Annotated in this window: 14 protein-coding genes; 13 read left to right on the top strand and 1 reads right to left on the bottom strand. The window is 57.4% G+C overall.

Annotated features, from left to right (window positions below; all coding sequences use genetic code 11):
* Positions 1 to 17: 17 nt before the first annotated feature.
* The 12 genes from fabZ (at position 18) to ispD (ending at position 14,302) form a co-directional block, all read left to right on the top strand.
* Entirely contained in the window at positions 18 to 458 is a 441-nt protein-coding gene (fabZ, locus tag VCA57_RS09475; RefSeq protein ID WP_411184742.1) for a 3-hydroxyacyl-ACP dehydratase FabZ, read from the top strand.
* Positions 455 to 1,231 (top strand): acyl-ACP--UDP-N-acetylglucosamine O-acyltransferase, encoded by a 777-nt coding sequence (gene lpxA / locus VCA57_RS09470; RefSeq protein WP_411184741.1) that lies wholly within the window; start codon positions 455 to 457, stop codon positions 1,229 to 1,231. The genes fabZ and lpxA overlap by 4 nt, the downstream gene beginning before the upstream one ends.
* A 3-nt stretch (positions 1,232 to 1,234) precedes the next feature.
* The gene (gene lpxB / locus VCA57_RS09465; RefSeq protein WP_411184740.1) at positions 1,235 to 2,368 is read left to right on the top strand and encodes a lipid-A-disaccharide synthase; all 1,134 of its coding nucleotides are present in this window, start codon (positions 1,235 to 1,237) and stop codon (positions 2,366 to 2,368) included.
* Positions 2,368 to 2,964, top strand: coding sequence for a ribonuclease HII (rnhB, locus tag VCA57_RS09460; protein ID WP_411184739.1), 597 nt, complete (start codon positions 2,368 to 2,370; stop codon positions 2,962 to 2,964). Before lpxB ends, rnhB begins: the two co-directional genes overlap by 1 nt.
* 111 nt (positions 2,965 to 3,075) lie before the next feature.
* Positions 3,076 to 6,597 carry a DNA polymerase III subunit alpha gene (gene dnaE, locus VCA57_RS09455; protein ID WP_411184738.1) on the top strand — a complete coding sequence of 1,174 codons (3,522 nt, stop codon included), beginning with the start codon at positions 3,076 to 3,078 and terminating at the stop codon, positions 6,595 to 6,597.
* A gap of 166 nt (positions 6,598 to 6,763) precedes the next feature.
* Positions 6,764 to 7,714, top strand: coding sequence for an acetyl-CoA carboxylase carboxyltransferase subunit alpha (locus VCA57_RS09450; protein ID WP_411184737.1), 951 nt, complete (start codon positions 6,764 to 6,766; stop codon positions 7,712 to 7,714).
* 144 nt (positions 7,715 to 7,858) lie between these two features.
* Positions 7,859 to 9,172 carry a tRNA lysidine(34) synthetase TilS gene (gene tilS, locus VCA57_RS09445; protein ID WP_411184736.1) on the top strand — a complete coding sequence of 438 codons (1,314 nt, stop codon included), beginning with the start codon at positions 7,859 to 7,861 and terminating at the stop codon, positions 9,170 to 9,172.
* A gap of 164 nt (positions 9,173 to 9,336) precedes the next feature.
* On the top strand, positions 9,337 to 10,968 hold the full coding sequence (locus VCA57_RS09440; protein ID WP_411184735.1) for a CTP synthase: 1,632 nt from the start codon (positions 9,337 to 9,339) through the stop codon (positions 10,966 to 10,968).
* 4 nt (positions 10,969 to 10,972) lie between these two features.
* Positions 10,973 to 11,818 carry a 3-deoxy-8-phosphooctulonate synthase gene (kdsA, locus tag VCA57_RS09435; RefSeq protein ID WP_411184734.1) on the top strand — a complete coding sequence of 282 codons (846 nt, stop codon included), beginning with the start codon at positions 10,973 to 10,975 and terminating at the stop codon, positions 11,816 to 11,818.
* Between the two features lie 140 nt (positions 11,819 to 11,958).
* Entirely contained in the window at positions 11,959 to 13,248 is a 1,290-nt protein-coding gene (gene eno, locus VCA57_RS09430; protein ID WP_411184732.1) for a phosphopyruvate hydratase, read from the top strand.
* 65 nt (positions 13,249 to 13,313) lie between these two features.
* Complete coding sequence (gene ftsB / locus VCA57_RS09425; protein WP_411184731.1) at positions 13,314 to 13,595, top strand: cell division protein FtsB; 282 nt, start codon at positions 13,314 to 13,316, stop codon at positions 13,593 to 13,595.
* Positions 13,592 to 14,302 (top strand): 2-C-methyl-D-erythritol 4-phosphate cytidylyltransferase, encoded by a 711-nt coding sequence (gene ispD, locus VCA57_RS09420; protein WP_411184730.1) that lies wholly within the window; start codon positions 13,592 to 13,594, stop codon positions 14,300 to 14,302. Before ftsB ends, ispD begins: the two co-directional genes overlap by 4 nt.
* 62 nt (positions 14,303 to 14,364) lie before the next feature.
* Here the strand turns inward: ispD and VCA57_RS09415 are convergent, their stop codons facing one another.
* The gene (locus VCA57_RS09415) at positions 14,365 to 15,264 is read right to left on the bottom strand and encodes a LysR family transcriptional regulator (RefSeq protein ID WP_411184729.1); all 900 of its coding nucleotides are present in this window, start codon (positions 15,262 to 15,264) and stop codon (positions 14,365 to 14,367) included.
* A gap of 123 nt (positions 15,265 to 15,387) precedes the next feature.
* Between VCA57_RS09415 and VCA57_RS09410 the strand changes: the two genes are divergently transcribed.
* On the top strand, positions 15,388 to 16,500 hold the full coding sequence (locus VCA57_RS09410) for an S-(hydroxymethyl)glutathione dehydrogenase/class III alcohol dehydrogenase (RefSeq protein ID WP_411184727.1): 1,113 nt from the start codon (positions 15,388 to 15,390) through the stop codon (positions 16,498 to 16,500).
* The last annotated feature ends 9 nt before the right edge of the window (positions 16,501 to 16,509 follow it).

Below are 16,509 nucleotides of genomic sequence, written 5' to 3'. Positions count from 1 at the left end.
TACAGGCTCCTCTGCACATGATGGACATTAACCAGATTCGCGAATACTTACCGCATCGCTATCCGTTCCTTTTGGTGGATCGTGTGGCTGAGCTGGATGTTGAAGGCAAGCGTATTCGTGCCTACAAGAATGTCAGCATCAATGAGCCGTTTTTTAATGGGCATTTTCCTGAGCATCCGATCATGCCGGGCGTGCTGATTATTGAGGCCATGGCTCAGGCCGCAGGCGTCCTTGGCTTCAAGATGATGAATCTGAAGCCCTCCGACGGCACCCTGTATTACTTTGTTGGCTCCGACAAGCTACGCTTTCGCCAACCGGTAGTGCCGGGCGATCAGCTGGTTCTCGAAGCCAAGTACTTGAGCAGCAAGCGCAGTATCTGGAAGTTTGAGTGCAGGGCCAGTGTTGATGGCAAGGAAGTCTGCTCGGCAGAAATTATTTGTGCGGAACGCAAGCTATGAGTTTGATTGACCCTCGCGCCATCATTGACCCCAGTGCCAAGCTGGCTGACGACGTAGTCGTCGGCCCTTGGTCGATCGTCGGGGCCGATGTAGAAATTGGCGAGGGAACCGTACTTGGCCCTAATGTGATCATCAAGGGCCCTACCCGTATTGGTAAGCACAACCGGATCTACCAGTTTTCCTCGCTGGGTGAGGATACGCCAGACCGTAAGTACAAGGGCGAGCCAACACGTTTGGTCATTGGCGATCACAACATCATCCGTGAAGGTGTGACCATGCACCGTGGCACCATCCAGGATCGTGATGAAACCACTGTCGGTGACCATAACCTGATCATGGCCTATGCCCATATTGGCCATGACAGTGTGGTGGGTAATCACTGCATTTTGGTCAACAATGTGGCGTTGGCCGGCCATGTACATATCGGCGACTGGGCGATTCTCTCCGGTTACACCCTGGTGCATCAGTTTTGTCATATTGGCGCGCACAGCTTCTCAGGCATGGGCACGGCGATTGGCAAGGATGTTCCGGCGTTTGTCACCGTGGTCGGCAATCCGGCCGAAGCCCGCAGCATGAATTTTGAAGGAATGCGCCGACGTGGTTTCAGTGCCGAGGCGATTGCCGCGCTGCGGCGTGCTTACAAGATTGTCTATCGCCAGGGCCTTACCATTGAGCAGGCGATGGGGGAGTTGGCTGAGTCCTCTGCAGAGTTCCCCGAAGTCGCGATCTTCCGCGATTCCATTCAGGCTTCAAGCCGCGGTATTACCCGATAATTTATGACTGAGCTGATGCGTGTCGCGCTGGTCGCCGGCGAGGCGTCTGGCGATATTCTTGGTGCGGGCCTGATGCAGGCTCTTAAAAACCAGTACCCACACATTGAGTTCATCGGCGTCGGTGGTCCGCTCATGCGGGCTCAGGGGCTCAATTCCTATTTTCCGATGGAGCGGTTGTCGGTAATGGGGTTGGTTGAGGTGCTGGGACGCCTCCCCGAGCTTTTATCGCGGCGCAAGCGCCTAATCCAGACGTTGATAGCGGCAAGGCCGGATGTGTTTATCGGCATCGATGCGCCGGACTTCAACCTGACCCTTGAACTCAAGTTGCGTCAGGCTGGAATCAAAACCGTGCATTACGTGAGCCCTTCCGTATGGGCGTGGCGGCAGAAGCGCGTATTGAAAATCCGCGAAGCCTGCGACCTGATGCTGACCCTGTTTCCGTTTGAGGCGCAGTTCTATCAGGACCATCAGGTCCCTGTGCGTTTTGTCGGGCACCCATTGGCCGATGTGATCCCGCAGCAGGCAGATCGCGCCGCAGCCCGTGAAGCGCTGCATCTGCATCAGGATCAGCCGGTGGTAGCTTTGTTGCCGGGCAGTCGTGGTGGCGAAGTGGCGCGCTTAGGCAATCTGTTTATCGATGCAGTTGTGCGTTTGCGCGCGCTGCGCCCGCGCATTCAGTTTGTGTTGCCTTGCTCAAGCCCTGAGCGCCGTGCACAGATTGAGCAGATGTTGGTGGGGCGTGATTTACCGCTAACCTTGCTTGATGGACGCTCCCATGAGGCATTGGCGGCCTGTGATGCTGTGCTTATTGCCTCTGGCACGGCGACGCTGGAGGCTTTGCTGTACAAGCGGCCGATGGTAGTGGCCTACAAGGTTGCACCGCTGACCTACAGAATCCTTAAACGCCTAGTGAGCAGTGCCTATATTTCCCTGCCGAACCTGCTGGCTGAGCGTTTGCTCGTGCCGGAAATGATTCAGGACGCGGCCACGCCAGAAGCCTTGGCTCAGTTGCTGGCTCCTTTGTTGGAGGGTGGCGAGGTGCAGACTGAAGGCTTTGATGTTATTCACCGGGCATTGCGTCGTGACGCTTCGGTACAGGCCGCGCAGGCCGTGCTGCAATTGGTTGGGCGTAACTGATGCAGCTCGGACTGGATTTCACCTTGGTCCAAGAGTTGGTCGCCGGGGTCGATGAAGTTGGCCGTGGTCCGCTTTGTGGTGCAGTGGTCACGGCGGCGGTGATTCTTGATCCCGCGCGGCCGATTCTTGGTCTCAACGACTCGAAGAAACTGACCGAGGCGCGTCGAGAAAAGCTGTTTGACGAAATATGTGAAAAAGCCCTGGCCTGGTGTATTGCCCGTGCCGAGGTCGATGAAATCGATCAGCTGAATATTCTGCACGCGACCATGCTGGCCATGCAGCGTGCCGTTGAAGGGCTGAGTGTGACGCCCAAGCTGGCGCTGATCGATGGTAACCGTTGCCCGCAATTACAGGTGCCTAGCGCGGCTGTGGTTAAGGGCGATAGTCAGGTGCCGGCTATTGCTGCTGCGTCGATCCTGGCCAAGGTCAGTCGTGATCGGGAAATGCAGCTACTGGACCAGCAATACCCCGGCTACGGGATTGCCGGACACAAGGGCTATCCCACAGCGCTGCACTTAGAGGCCTTGCGGCGTTTAGGGCCGACACCGATCCACCGGCGCTCCTTTGCACCTGTGCGCGCGTTGTTGGACGACTGACGCAGCGTTAGCCAAAATCCCCCGTTATCCTTCGCCGGGTAGTGCTTGTTGCGCACTGCTGCGGTTGTACAATCCCTGCCTTGTCGTTTTTGTGTTTTGTATAGGACTGCCATGACTGCTTCATTTGTCCATCTGCGTTTGCACACCGAGTTTTCCCTGGTTGATGGGCTGGTGCGGGTCAAGCCATTGATCAAGTCGGTGGCGGCAGCTGGGATGCCCGCAGTAGCCGTGACTGATATGAGCAACATGTGCTCATTGGTCAAGTTCTATAAGGCGGCCATGGGCGGCGGCATCAAACCGATTTGTGGCGCCGATATCTGGGTGGCAAGTGCTGAAGAAGATGGCCCATTGAGTCGTATGACCCTGCTGGTCATGAATGCCAAGGGCTATCGCAACCTGACTGAGCTGGTTTCGCGCGGCTGGAGTGATGGGCAGAGCAATGATCTGGTGATCATCCAGCGTGACTGGATCAAGCAAGCGGCCGAAGGCCTGATTGCCTTGTCCGGCGCTAAAGAGGGTGAGGTTGGCCACGCCTTGCTTGAGGGCGAGTTGGCTGAGGCTGAGGCCCTGTTGACGGAGTGGATGGACGTGTTCCCTGAACGCTTCTATCTGGAAGTACAGCGCACCAACCGCGTTAATGATGAAGAGCACGTGCACGCGGCTGTGGCGCTGGCCGACAAGCTCGGTGCGCCGCTGGTTGCGACCAATGATGTGCGCTTTGTAAAAGAAGATGACTTTGCCGCCCATGAAACCCGCGTGTGTATTGGTGAGGGACGCAGCCTGGATGACCCGCGCCGGCTGCGCACCTACTCAGATCAGCAATACCTGAAAAGCCCTGAGGAAATGGCTGCGCTGTTCAGTGATTTGCCCGAGGCGTTGGAAAACACCATCGAGATTGCCAAACGCTGCAATATCGAAGTGCAGCTGGGTAAATACTTCCTGCCAGACTTCCCCGTGCCTGCCGGCTTGACCATGGATGAATACTTTCGCCAAGTGTCCTTCGAGGGGTTGGAAGAGCGACTGGCCGTGCTCTGGCCGAAGGCCACTACGCCAAACTATGAAGAGAAGCGTCAGGTCTATATTGATCGGTTGAATTTCGAGCTGGATATCATCATTCAGATGGGCTTCCCCGGTTACTTCCTGATCGTAATGGACTTCATCAAGTGGGCGAAAAACAACGGCGTGCCGGTCGGCCCAGGCCGTGGTTCGGGTGCGGGTTCGCTGGTGGCCTATGTGCAGAAGATCACCGACCTCGACCCGCTGGCCTATGACCTGCTGTTCGAACGCTTCCTAAACCCAGAGCGGGTCTCCATGCCCGACTTTGACGTCGACTTCTGCATGGATGGTCGTGACCGGGTTATCGACTACGTGGCCGAGAAATATGGTCGTAATGCGGTAAGCCAGATCATCACCTTCGGCACCATGGCGGCTAAAGCGGTGGTCCGTGACGTGGCGCGGGCCCAGGGTAAGTCCTACGGTTTGGCGGATCGCCTGTCGAAGATGATTCCCTTCGAAGTCGGCATGACTCTGGAAAAAGCCTACGAGATGGAGGAGCCGCTGCGCGACTTCCTCAAGGTCGACGAAGACGCCCGGGAAATCTGGGAAATGTCGCTCAAGCTCGAAGGTATTTGTCGGGGTACAGGTAAGCACGCCGGTGGTGTGGTTATCGCACCGACCAAACTCACCGACTTCTCGCCGATTGCCTGCGATGACGAGGGTGGTGGTCTGGTCACCCAGTTCGATAAAGACGACGTGGAATCCGCCGGCCTGGTGAAGTTCGACTTCCTCGGCTTGCGTACTTTGACCATCATCAAGTGGGCGATGGAGACCATCAACCGCGAGCAGGCCAAGCAAGGCTTGCCGGACCTGAACATCGACTTTATCCCGCTGGATGACAAGCCGACGTTCAGCATGCTGCAGAAGGCCGAGACTACTGCGGTGTTCCAGCTTGAGTCGCGCGGCATGAAGGAGTTGATCAAGAAGCTCAAGCCCGACTGCCTGGAAGACATGATCGCTCTGGTGGCGTTGTTCCGTCCTGGTCCGTTGCAATCGGGCATGGTGGACGACTTTATCAACCGTAAGCACGGGCGCGAGCAGATCTCCTACCCGCACCAGGACTATCAATACGCTGGCCTGGAACCGGTGCTCAAGCCCACCTACGGCATCATCCTGTATCAAGAGCAGGTGATGCAGATTGCTCAGGTTATGGCCGGCTATACCCTTGGTGGCGCGGATATGTTGCGTCGTGCCATGGGTAAGAAAAAGCCCGAGGAGATGGCCAAGCAGCGCGGCGGCTTTATCGAAGGCTGCGCCAACAATGGCATCGATGCGAACCTGGCAGGCAACATCTTCGATCTGGTAGAGAAGTTCGCAGGCTACGGTTTCAACAAGTCTCACTCCGCGGCTTATGGCTTGCTGTCGTATCAGACCGCTTGGCTTAAGGCGCACCATTCGGCGGCCTTTATGGCGGCGGTACTGTCGGCGGATATGCACAACACCGACAAGGTCGTGACCTTGATCGAGGAGTGCCGCAGCATGAAGCTGCGCCTCGATGCGCCGGATGTGAATATCTCCGAGTTCAAGTTCACGGTGAACAACGAAGGCTGGATTGTTTACGGCCTGGGTGCGATCAAAGGTGTCGGTGAGGGGCCGGTCGAGGCCATTGTCGAAGCTCGTCAAGGCGGACCATTCAAGGATCTGTTCGATTTTTGTGCGCGGGTAGACCTTAAACGCATCAATAAACGCACCCTTGAAGCGTTGGTCCGTAGTGGCGCTCTGGATCGCCTGGGGCCGTACTTCCACGAAGAGTTGAAGGCCTACAAGGCTAATATTGACCGCAATCGCGGGGTATTGCTGGCGGCGATGGAGGAGGCCGTGCAGGCCGCCGAGCAGACCGCGCGTAGCGCCGAGAGCGGTCATATGGATTTGTTCGGTGGGGTTTTTGCCGATGCCGACGCGGATGTTTACCTTAATCACCTGCGTGCCCGTGAACTGACGCTGAAGGAGCGCCTCAAGGGCGAGAAAGATACCCTCGGTTTGTACCTCACCGGCCACCCGATTGATGAGTATGAAGGTGAAGTGCGGCGCTTTGCTCGCCAGCGCATTGTTGACCTTAAAGCCGCGCGTGGTGATCAGACGATTGCCGGTCTGGTGGTCAATTTGCGGGTTATGAAGAACAAAAAGGGCGACAAGATGGGCTTTATCACCCTCGACGACCGTTCCGGTCGGATCGAGGCGTCTTTGTTTGCTGAAGCGTTCAACACTGCGCAAGCCCTGCTGCAGACCGATGCCCTGGTGGTGGTTGAGGGCGAGGTGAGTAATGACGATTTCTCGGGCGGCTTGCGCCTGCGTGCCAAGCGCGTGATGAGTCTGGAAGAGGCGCGCACCGGCCTGGCCGATAGCTTGCGCTTGAAGGTTTCCAGCCGTGCGTTGCAGGGCGACCGACTGCGTTGGTTGGCCGAACTGTGTGGCCGCCATCGCGGCGCATGTCCGGTCACCGTGGACTACAGTGGCAGCGATGCCAAAGCGCTGTTGCAGTTCGGTGAAGGCTGGCGAATTGAGCCGGCTGACAGTCTGATTCAGGCATTGCGTGACCAGTTCGGCCGCGACAACGTCTTTTTGCACTACCGCTAATTTGCGAGGCTCAAGCTTCGTTGATTGGCCATGATGCCCAGTGGGTTCTGTATTGAAGATTTCTTGCAGAACCGGGTGTCGACCTGAATGCGCCTGCTGCTATAAGGTAGGCGCGATAACGGATACAGCTCCCGGCCACTTGGCCGTCGACGCAAGACGGATGACTATGAACCCGAATTTTCTCGATTTCGAACAGCCGATCGCCGACCTGCAAGCCAAGATCGAAGAGCTTCGCCTGGTCGGTAATGACAACTCATTGAACATCAGCGATGAGATCACCCGCCTGCAGGACAAGAGCAGCTCGCTGACCGAAAGCATTTTCGGCAACCTGAGCAGCTGGCAGATCGCCCAGTTGGCGCGGCACCCGCGCCGTCCCTACACCCTGGACTACCTGCAGCACATCTTTACCGAGTTCGATGAGCTGCATGGCGACCGTCATTTCTCTGATGACGCCGCGCTGGTTGGTGGTGTTGCGCGTCTGGATGGTGAGCCGGTGATGGTGATTGGTCATCAAAAGGGCCGCGAAATTCGCGAAAAGGTACGCCGTAACTTCGGCATGCCGCGCCCGGAAGGTTACCGCAAGGCTTGCCGTTTGATGGAGATGGCCGAGCGTTTCAAAATGCCGATCGTGACCTTTATCGACACGCCGGGTGCTTACCCAGGCATCGATGCTGAAGAGCGCAACCAGAGTGAAGCGATTGCCTGGAACCTGCGGGTTATGGCGCGCCTGAAAACGCCGATCATTGCCACTGTTATCGGTGAGGGCGGCTCCGGCGGTGCCTTGGCGATTGGTGTGTGTGATCAGTTGAACATGCTGCAGTACTCCACGTACTCGGTGATCTCGCCTGAGGGTTGCGCTTCTATTCTGTGGAAGACCGCTGAAAAGGCTCCCGATGCTGCCGAGGCCATGGGTATCACTGCTGAGCGTCTGAAAGGCTTGGGCATTGTTGATCAAGTGATCCCTGAGCCGCTCGGTGGGGCGCACAGTAACCCAGCGGCAGCGGCTGAATCGGTCCGTCAGGCATTGCTGGGGCAGTTGGACATGCTCAAGGCTTTCGATACCGATACCTTGTTGAAGCGTCGTTATGATCGCTTGATGAGCTACGGCATCGCCTAGCAGACCGTTGAAACACTACCTGCGTTGCCAATACTGCGTTAGAAGTGGCCTCAAAATGCTCATGTACAACTCGTACACTCCGCTTTTTCGGTCACTTCTGCCTTGTCTTGGCTGCCTCGTCGACATGTTTAAACGGCCTGCAGTATGAGCCTGCACGCCAGGTTGCTGGAATCTCTGGCTCCCTGGCGTACAGCGCCGGCCTGGCATATTGCCTTGTCCGGCGGGCTGGACTCCACGGTGCTGCTGCACCTGCTGGCTAGCCTCGCGCAACGCGAGGCATTACCGCCACTTTCCGCCATCCATATTCATCATGGTCTGCAGGCTGCTGCCGATGCTTGGCCGGCGCATTGCCGTGAGTTATGTGCTGGATTGGCAATCCCCCTGCATGTTGAGCATGTTCAGGTTGCCTCTGGGGCTAGCCTTGAGCGAGCGGCGCGTGATGCGCGCTACGCCGCTTTTGCGACGCGCCTTGCTGTGGGTGAGGTGTTGCTCGTTGCACAACATCGCGATGATCAAGCGGAAACCCTGTTATTTCGTCTGCTGCGCGGTGCTGGGGTGCAAGGCTTGTCAGGTATGCCGGCAAGTCGTGCACTGGGCGCTGGGCAATTGCTTCGGCCGCTGCTGAACTGTTCGCGTGCTGAGTTGTTGGCTTACGCTGACGAGCACCAGCTAGCCTGGGTCGAGGACCCGTCAAATACTGATGAGCGCTTCTCGCGTAATTACCTGCGCCGTCAGGTGTTGCCTGTGTTGCTCAATCGCTGGCCGCAGGCATTGGCTAGCTTGTCGCGCAGCGCAGCGCATCTGTGTGAGGCGGGGCAGTTGCTTGATGAGCTAGCGCAGCAGGATCTGGCGAGTGCTGAGGTGTTGCCCGAGTTCGCCTGGTTGCCGTTGCCAAATCTGGGGTTATCTGTGCTGCACGGCTTGAGTGAGTCACGGCAGCGCAATGCGCTGCGTTATTGGCTGCGGCCGTTAACGCCGATGCCTGATAGCGAACACTGGGCTGGTTGGCAGGCTCTGCGTGATGCAGCAGCAGGCGCTTCTCCAGTCTGGCGGCTGGCAGCAGGGGAGTTGCGGCGTAGCGATGGGCGGCTGTGGTGGTTGGCGGATGATTGGTTGCGCTCGCCTGAGGCGCTTGGCGTGGTTGTTCAGGGTGATCAGTGCGTGGCATTGCCGGCTAATGGCAGTGTGCGAATTGCCGGCATGTTGCCGGCTGGCAACTGGCAGTTAGGTTACCGCCAGACTGGTGAGCAGATCCTGTTGCCGGGGCGCGGGCATCGCGACCTAAAGCGCTTATTCAACGAATTACGCGTGCCGGTTTTTGTTCGTGATCGGCTGCCGTTGTTGCGGCTGGACAATCAGGTTGTAGCGGTCGCTAACCTGCCAGGTTTGCAGGGCGCTGCTGACGGCAGCTGGCAATTAAATTGGCAGCCGCCGACGAGCGATCAAGGTTTGAGCTGATAAGCCCTTTCCGGTAGACTACGCTCCCGTCTTACTAGTGCTTTTGTTGACTCCTTTAGGTTTCGACAGGGCTAGCTTATTGCAGTAGCTGCAGTACATGGCTTGGGCACTCCTTCGCTTTCCCCGGCGGCACTGACCGCTTAACGCAGACTTCTAGGGTTTTTATGACGCGCTACATATTCGTCACGGGTGGTGTTGTTTCTTCATTGGGGAAAGGCATCGCATCGGCTTCATTGGCGGCTATCCTGGAGGCGCGGGGCCTGAAGGTCACGATGCTTAAGCTGGATCCCTATATCAACGTCGATCCGGGCACTATGAGCCCGTTCCAGCACGGTGAGGTGTTCGTCACCCACGACGGCGCTGAGACCGACCTCGACCTGGGCCACTATGAGCGGTTTATCCGCACCACCATGACCCAGAACAACAACTTCACCACGGGTCGCGTCTATGAAGACGTGCTGCGCCGCGAGCGCCGTGGTGATTACCTGGGCGCGACTATTCAGGTCATTCCGCACATCACCGATGAAATCAAGCGCCGCATCATCAAGGGTGCAGGCGATGCTGATGTGGCCATGGTCGAGATCGGTGGCACTGTAGGTGACATCGAGTCGCAGCCGTTCCTTGAGGCGATTCGTCAGTTGCGTGTAGAAGTGGGTGCCAAGCGCGCCATGCTGATGCACCTGACGTTGGTGCCATACATCGCCACTGCCGGCGAAACCAAAACCAAGCCAACCCAGCATTCGGTGAAGGAACTACGTTCCATCGGTCTACAGCCTGATGTGCTGATTTGCCGCTCCGATCATCCGGTGGATGTGTCTTCGCGCCGTAAGATTGCTCTGTTCACCAACGTTGAAGAGCGCGCGGTGATCAGCCTGGAAGACGTTGACACTATCTACAAAATCCCAGGTGTACTGCATGCGCAGGGCTTGGATGACTTTGTTGTTGAGCGCTTTGGTCTGGAATGCAACAGCGCCGACCTGTCTGAGTGGGATCGCGTAGTCGATGCCAAGCTCAACCCTGAGCACGAAGTCACCATCGCCATGGTCGGTAAGTACATGGAGCTGCTGGACGCCTACAAATCGCTGATCGAAGCGATGAGCCATGCCGGCATCGAGAATCGCACCAAGGTCAACCTGCGTTATATCGACTCCGAAGACATCGAGAACAAAGGTACTGCCTTGCTCGAAGGCGTTGATGCCATTCTGGTGCCGGGCGGCTTCGGCTTGCGCGGCGTAGAAGGCAAGATTAAAACCGTGCAGTTCGCCCGTGAGAACAAGATCCCTTACCTGGGAATCTGCCTGGGTATGCAGGTCGCCGTTATCGAATTCGCACGCAATGTACTGGGCTGGACTGATGCCAACTCCACTGAGTTCGACACTGCCAGCCAGCACCCAGTTGTCGGTTTGATCACTGAGTGGCAGGACGCAACCGGCGTGACCGAGCAGCGTACTAATGCTTCCGACCTCGGCGGCACCATGCGTTTAGGTGCTCAGGATTGCCAGTTGCAGTCCGGTTCGCAAGTGCGTGAGTGCTATGGCAAGGATGTGATTGTCGAGCGTCACCGCCATCGCTATGAAGTGAACAACAACCTGTTGCCGCAGCTGATCGATGCTGGTCTTAAAGTTACCGGCCGTTCCGGCGACGGCGCTCTGGTTGAAGTGGTTGAAGCGCCAGATCATCCGTGGTTTGTCGCGTGCCAGTTCCACCCCGAGTTCACCTCAACGCCACGCGACGGTCATCCGTTGTTCCGTGGCTTCGTTGCTGCGGCGTTGACGCAGAAAGCCAAGAAGGCATAGGGACATGACACAGAAAATCATCAAGGTTGGCAGCATCGAAATTGCCAACGACAAGCCGTTCGTGTTGTTCGGTGGGATCAACGTTATTGAGTCCCGTGACCTGGCCATGCGCGCCTGTGAAGAGTACGTGCGGGTTACCGAGAAACTCGGTATTCCTTACGTCTTCAAAGCCAGCTTCGACAAGGCGAACCGTTCTTCGGTTACCTCGTTCCGTGGCCCTGGCCTGGACGAAGGCATGAAGGTCTTTGAGGAAATCAAAAAGACCTTCGGCGTACCAGTGATCACCGATGTGCACGAGCCGTATCAGGCGCAACCTGTCGCTGAAGTCTGCGACATAATTCAGTTGCCGGCATTTCTCTCGCGCCAGACCGACCTGGTTGTGGCAATGGCCAAGACCGGTGCGGTGATCAATATCAAAAAAGCCCAGTTCCTTGCACCCCAGGAGATGAAACATATCCTGGCTAAGTGCGTCGAAGCGGGTAACGATCAGTTGATCCTCTGTGAGCGTGGCTCCTCCTTCGGGTACAACAACCTGGTGGTGGACATGCTCGGCTTCGGCATCATGAAGCAGACCAACTATCCAGTGTTCTTCGACGTGACCCACGCCCTGCAAACGCCGGGTGGTCGCGCCGATTCTGCTGGCGGTCGCCGCGCTCAGGTTACTGATCTGGCCAAAGCAGGCATGAGCCAAGGGCTGGCTGGTCTGTTTCTGGAAGCGCACCCCGACCCGGATAACGCCAAATGCGACGGCCCTTGCGCTCTGCGCCTGGACAAGCTGGAGCCGTTCCTCACTCAGCTCAAACAGCTGGATGATGTGATCAAGAGTTTTGCGCCGATTGAGACTGCCTGAGTCGGTAATTCTTCGGTTAAACACCTGTGTATACAGCCTGATGTTGTAGGCGGTGTATGTTGCGCGCTGGAGTCTCGGCTTCAGCGCCACTAGCAGCTAGGTACGACCCTTCTCGTCAATTTTTTGGAGTGCTACACGCAATGGCAAAGATCGTCGACATCAAAGGCCGTGAGGTTCTCGATTCCCGTGGTAACCCGACTGTAGAAGCCGATGTAATCCTTGACGGCGGCATCATTGGCAGCGCCTGTGCGCCGTCCGGTGCCTCCACTGGTTCGCGTGAAGCGCTGGAACTGCGTGATGGCGACAAGAGCCGTTACCTGGGCAAGGGCGTACTTAAAGCTGTGGCCAACATCAATGGCCCGATCCGCGACCTGCTGCTAGGTAAAGATGCCACTGACCAGAAAGCTCTGGATCAGGCGATGATTGCTCTCGACGCTACCGAGAACAAAGCCACCCTCGGTGCCAACGCTATCCTCGCTGTGTCCCTGGCCGCTGCCAAGGCTGCTGCTCAGGCCAAGGGCGTGCCGTTGTATGCGCACATCGCTGACCTGAATGGCACGCCAGGCGTTTACTCCATGCCTGTGCCGATGATGAACATCATCAATGGTGGCGAGCATGCTGATAACAACGTCGACATTCAGGAGTTCATGGTTCAGCCGGTCGGTGCCAAGACTTTCTCCGATGCGCTGCGCATGGGCACCGAGATTTTCCATCACTTGAAAGCCGTGCTGAAGGCGCGTGGTCTGAGCACCTCTGTTGGTGATGAGGGTGGCTTTGCACCGAACCTGGCCTCCAACGAAGACGCTCTGGCTGCCATCGCCGAGGCTGTTGCCAATGCCGGTTACACCTTGGGTGATGATGTCACCCTGGCTTTGGACTGCGCCTCCAGCGAGTTCTACAAGAATGGCCAATATGACCTGGCCGGTGAAGGCAAAGTCTTCAACGCCGAAGGTTTTGCCGATTACCTGGCTGGCCTGACTCAGCGTTACCCGATCATCTCTATTGAAGATGGCATGGACGAGTCCGATTGGGCTGGCTGGAAAGTCCTGACCGATAAAATTGGCGAAAAAGTGCAGTTGGTTGGCGACGACTTGTTCGTGACCAATACCAAGATCCTCAAGCGTGGTATTGACGAGTCGATCGCCAACTCGATTTTGATCAAGTTCAACCAGATTGGCACCCTGACCGAGACGCTGGAAGCCATCCAGATGGCCAAGGCCGCCGGTTACACCGCTGTGATCTCGCACCGCAGCGGCGAAACCGAAGACAGCACCATTGCCGATCTGGCTGTGGGTACTGCTGCTGGTCAAATCAAAACCGGTTCGCTGTGCCGCTCAGACCGCGTGTCCAAGTACAACCAACTGCTGCGTATTGAAGAGCAGTTGGCTGGTAAGGCACCTTACAACGGTCGCGCCGAGTTCCGTGGTTGAGCTCAGGCATGCTAAAAGAGGGGCGGCGCGAGTCGCCCCTTTTTCATCCGGAGTCTTTTACTGCTATGCGTAGTCGTGCGTACTGGGTGTTTATCGTCCTGCTGGCCTTGTTGGCCGGTCTGCAATACCGCCTGTGGGTCGGCGATGGCAGCTTGGCGCAGGTCAACCAACTGCAGCAGCAAATTGCTGAGCAGAAGGGCGAGAACGAGCAACTGCAAGAACGTAATCGAATTCTTGAGGCGGAAGTGCTGGAGCTGAAAAGCGGCATGGAAACCGTTGAGGAACGTGCGCGGCACGAGCTTGGCATGCTTAAAGAGGGCGAAACCCTCTATCAGTTGACTGAATGAATACCTGCGAACTCCCTCCTTTCTGGGCGCTGATTCCGGCTGCCGGAATCGGCAGTCGGATGCGTGCCGACCGCCCCAAGCAATATCTGCAACTGGCCGGTAAAAGCCTTATTGAGCACACCCTGGAATGCTTCCTTGAGCATCCTCAGTTGCGCGCGGTGGTGGTCAGTCTTGCTGTCGATGACCCGTACTGGCCGACTCTGGCTTGTGCCGATGATCGGCGTATTCAGCGTGCCGATGGTGGTGCCGAACGTGCTGACTCGGTGCTCAGCGGATTGCTGCGCCTGAATGAACTAGGCGCGCAGGAACAGGACTGGGTGTTGGTGCATGATGCGGCGCGGCCGAACCTGGCACGCAGTGATCTGGATCTATTGCTCGGTGAACTGACTGATGATCCGGTAGGCGGCCTGCTTGCCGTGCCAGCCCGCGATACGCTCAAGCGCGCCGGTGCAGATGGGCGAGTGCTGGCGACGGTTGACCGCTCAAGCATCTGGCAAGCCTTTACTCCGCAGATGTTTCGCCTGGGCGAGTTGCAGCGCGCGCTGGCCGATGCGCTGCTGGCGGGGGTAGCGATTACCGACGAGGCCTCTGCCATTGAATGGGCCGGTCAGGCGCCGCGCCTGATCGAAGGTCGTTCGGATAACCTCAAGGTCACGCGTCCGGAAGATCTGCTCAGCCTTAATCGCCTGTGGCAGGGCCGCTCCTAGCAGGCGGTTGGAAAACGACCTTAGTTGTCCTGTCTGCCTCTCCTACATTTTCCAACAGCCGGTTAACTGGCTTCTTGGCGATACTCACTACGCTGCGCCAATCCCTGTTTGAGAAAATCCACCAGCTGCCGCACCTTGGGCGACAAGTGCCGTTGCTGTGGGTAAATCGCCCATACGGCGGTGTCGGGTGGTTGCTGATTGTCAAGCAGGGACACCAAGGCGCCACTGCGCAGATGTTCCAGCACGTAGTAGTCCGGCAGTTGGCACAGGCCAATCCCGCGTAGAGCTGCCTCTAATACCGCCTGACCACTGTTGCAGCGCCAGTTACCTTGCACCCGCACGCTGGCGTCACGCGCGCTGGCTTGAAAGCTCCAGAGGTCCGAGCTGCCGATCAGGCAGTTGTGCCTACTTAGTTCGGACAATGAGTGCGGGCGGCCGTAGTGCTGTAAGTAACTCGGCGCGGCGCACAGGTACATTTGTCGGGGTGCCAGGCGTGTGGCGATCAAGCGCGAGTCCTGCAAGCGACCAAGGCGGATGGCCAGGTCAAGGCCGTCGTGCAGCAGGTCGATGGTGTGGTTGCTTAGCTCAATATCCACCCGCAGCTGCGGGTGTTGCACCATAAAGTCAGTCACCAGCGGCACAATAAAACGCTCACCATAGGCCACCGCGCAGGTCATGCGCAGCAGGCCTTTGGGCTCGCTACTGAGGTCACCCACCGCCCGCAAGGCTTCCTCGCGAGCATCCTGCAGGCGTTGGCAATGCTGCAAAAAGGTCTGGCCGGCTTCCGTCAGCGCCACCCGGCGGGTACTGCGATAGAACAAGCGGGTTTGCAGTCGCTCTTCTAAACGCGCGATTTGTCGGCTGACTTGTGATGAAGACAGGCTTAAGCGTTCGGCTGCGGCGGTGAACTGGCCGCACTCGGCGACGGCGACAAATTCATCGAGACCTTCCCAGCGGTTCATCAACGTGTCCTGAATGGGGATTGATTGTCCCTATATAGCAAGAATGTTTTGTTTTTTGATGGATTATTTATCTGGGGCACTGATCTACACTTCGCGCCACGTTTAATCCGCTGGAGAGCGACCATGATCAAGTCCCGTGCTGCCGTAGCTTTTGCCCCGAACGAACCGTTGCAGATTGTCGAAATCGACGTTGCACCGCCTAAGGCTGGTGAAGTGCTGGTGCGTATAGTCGCCACCGGCGTCTGCCACACCGACGCCTACACCCTTTCGGGTGCGGATTCTGAAGGTGTTTTCCCTGCGGTGCTTGGCCATGAAGGCGGTGGCATCGTCGAGGCTATTGGTGAGGGCGTGACTTCGGTGCAGGTTGGCGATCATGTGATCCCGCTGTATACCGCCGAATGCCGTACCTGCAAATTCTGCACCTCCGGTAAGACCAACCTGTGCAGCTCGGTGCGTGTGACCCAGGGCAAAGGCCTGATGCCGGACGGCACCAGCCGCTTCTCTTATAAGGGTGAGCCGATCTACCACTACATGGGCTGCTCAACGTTCTCTGAATACACCGTGCTGCCTGAAGTTTCCCTGGCGGTGATCCCCAAAGAAGCACCGCTGGAAAAGGTTTGCCTGCTCGGCTGCGGCGTGACCACCGGTATCGGTGCGGTGCTCAATACCGCCAAAGTGGAAGAGGGCGCGACCGTGGCTATCTTTGGCCTGGGCGGCATTGGTCTGGCGGCGATCATCGGCGCGAAGATGGCGAAAGCCTCGCGAATTATTGCGGTCGACATTAATCCATCGAAGTTTGATGTGGCGCGTGAACTGGGCGCGACCGACTTCATTAACCCGAAAGATTTTGCCAAGCCAATTCAAGAGGTCATCGTTGAGATGACCGATGGTGGTGTGGACTATTCCTTCGAATGTGTCGGCAATGTGCAGCTGATGCGGGCCGCGCTGGAGTGTGCGCACAAGGGCTGGGGCGAGAGCATCATCATCGGTGTGGCGGCTGCTGGGCAAGAGATCAGCACCCGTCCGTTCCAGTTGGTCACCGGGCGTGTCTGGCGTGGTTCGGCTTTCGGTGGGGTGAAAGGTCGTACCGAACTGCCTGGCTATGTGGAGAAGGCGCAGAAGGGTGAAATTCCGCTGGATACCTTTATCACCCACAACATGCCGTTGGATGACATCAACAAGGCGTTCGAGCTGATGCACGAAGGCAAGAGCATCCGCACCGTTATCCACTTCTGATCTGGGTTT

Origin of the sequence: Pseudomonas sp. (assembly GCF_046581935.1) — a bacterium.
Lineage (GTDB): Bacteria > Pseudomonadota > Gammaproteobacteria > Pseudomonadales > Pseudomonadaceae > Aquipseudomonas.
Note: the sequence above shows the minus strand (reverse complement) of the source record. Positions and strands in the feature narration are given on the sequence as shown.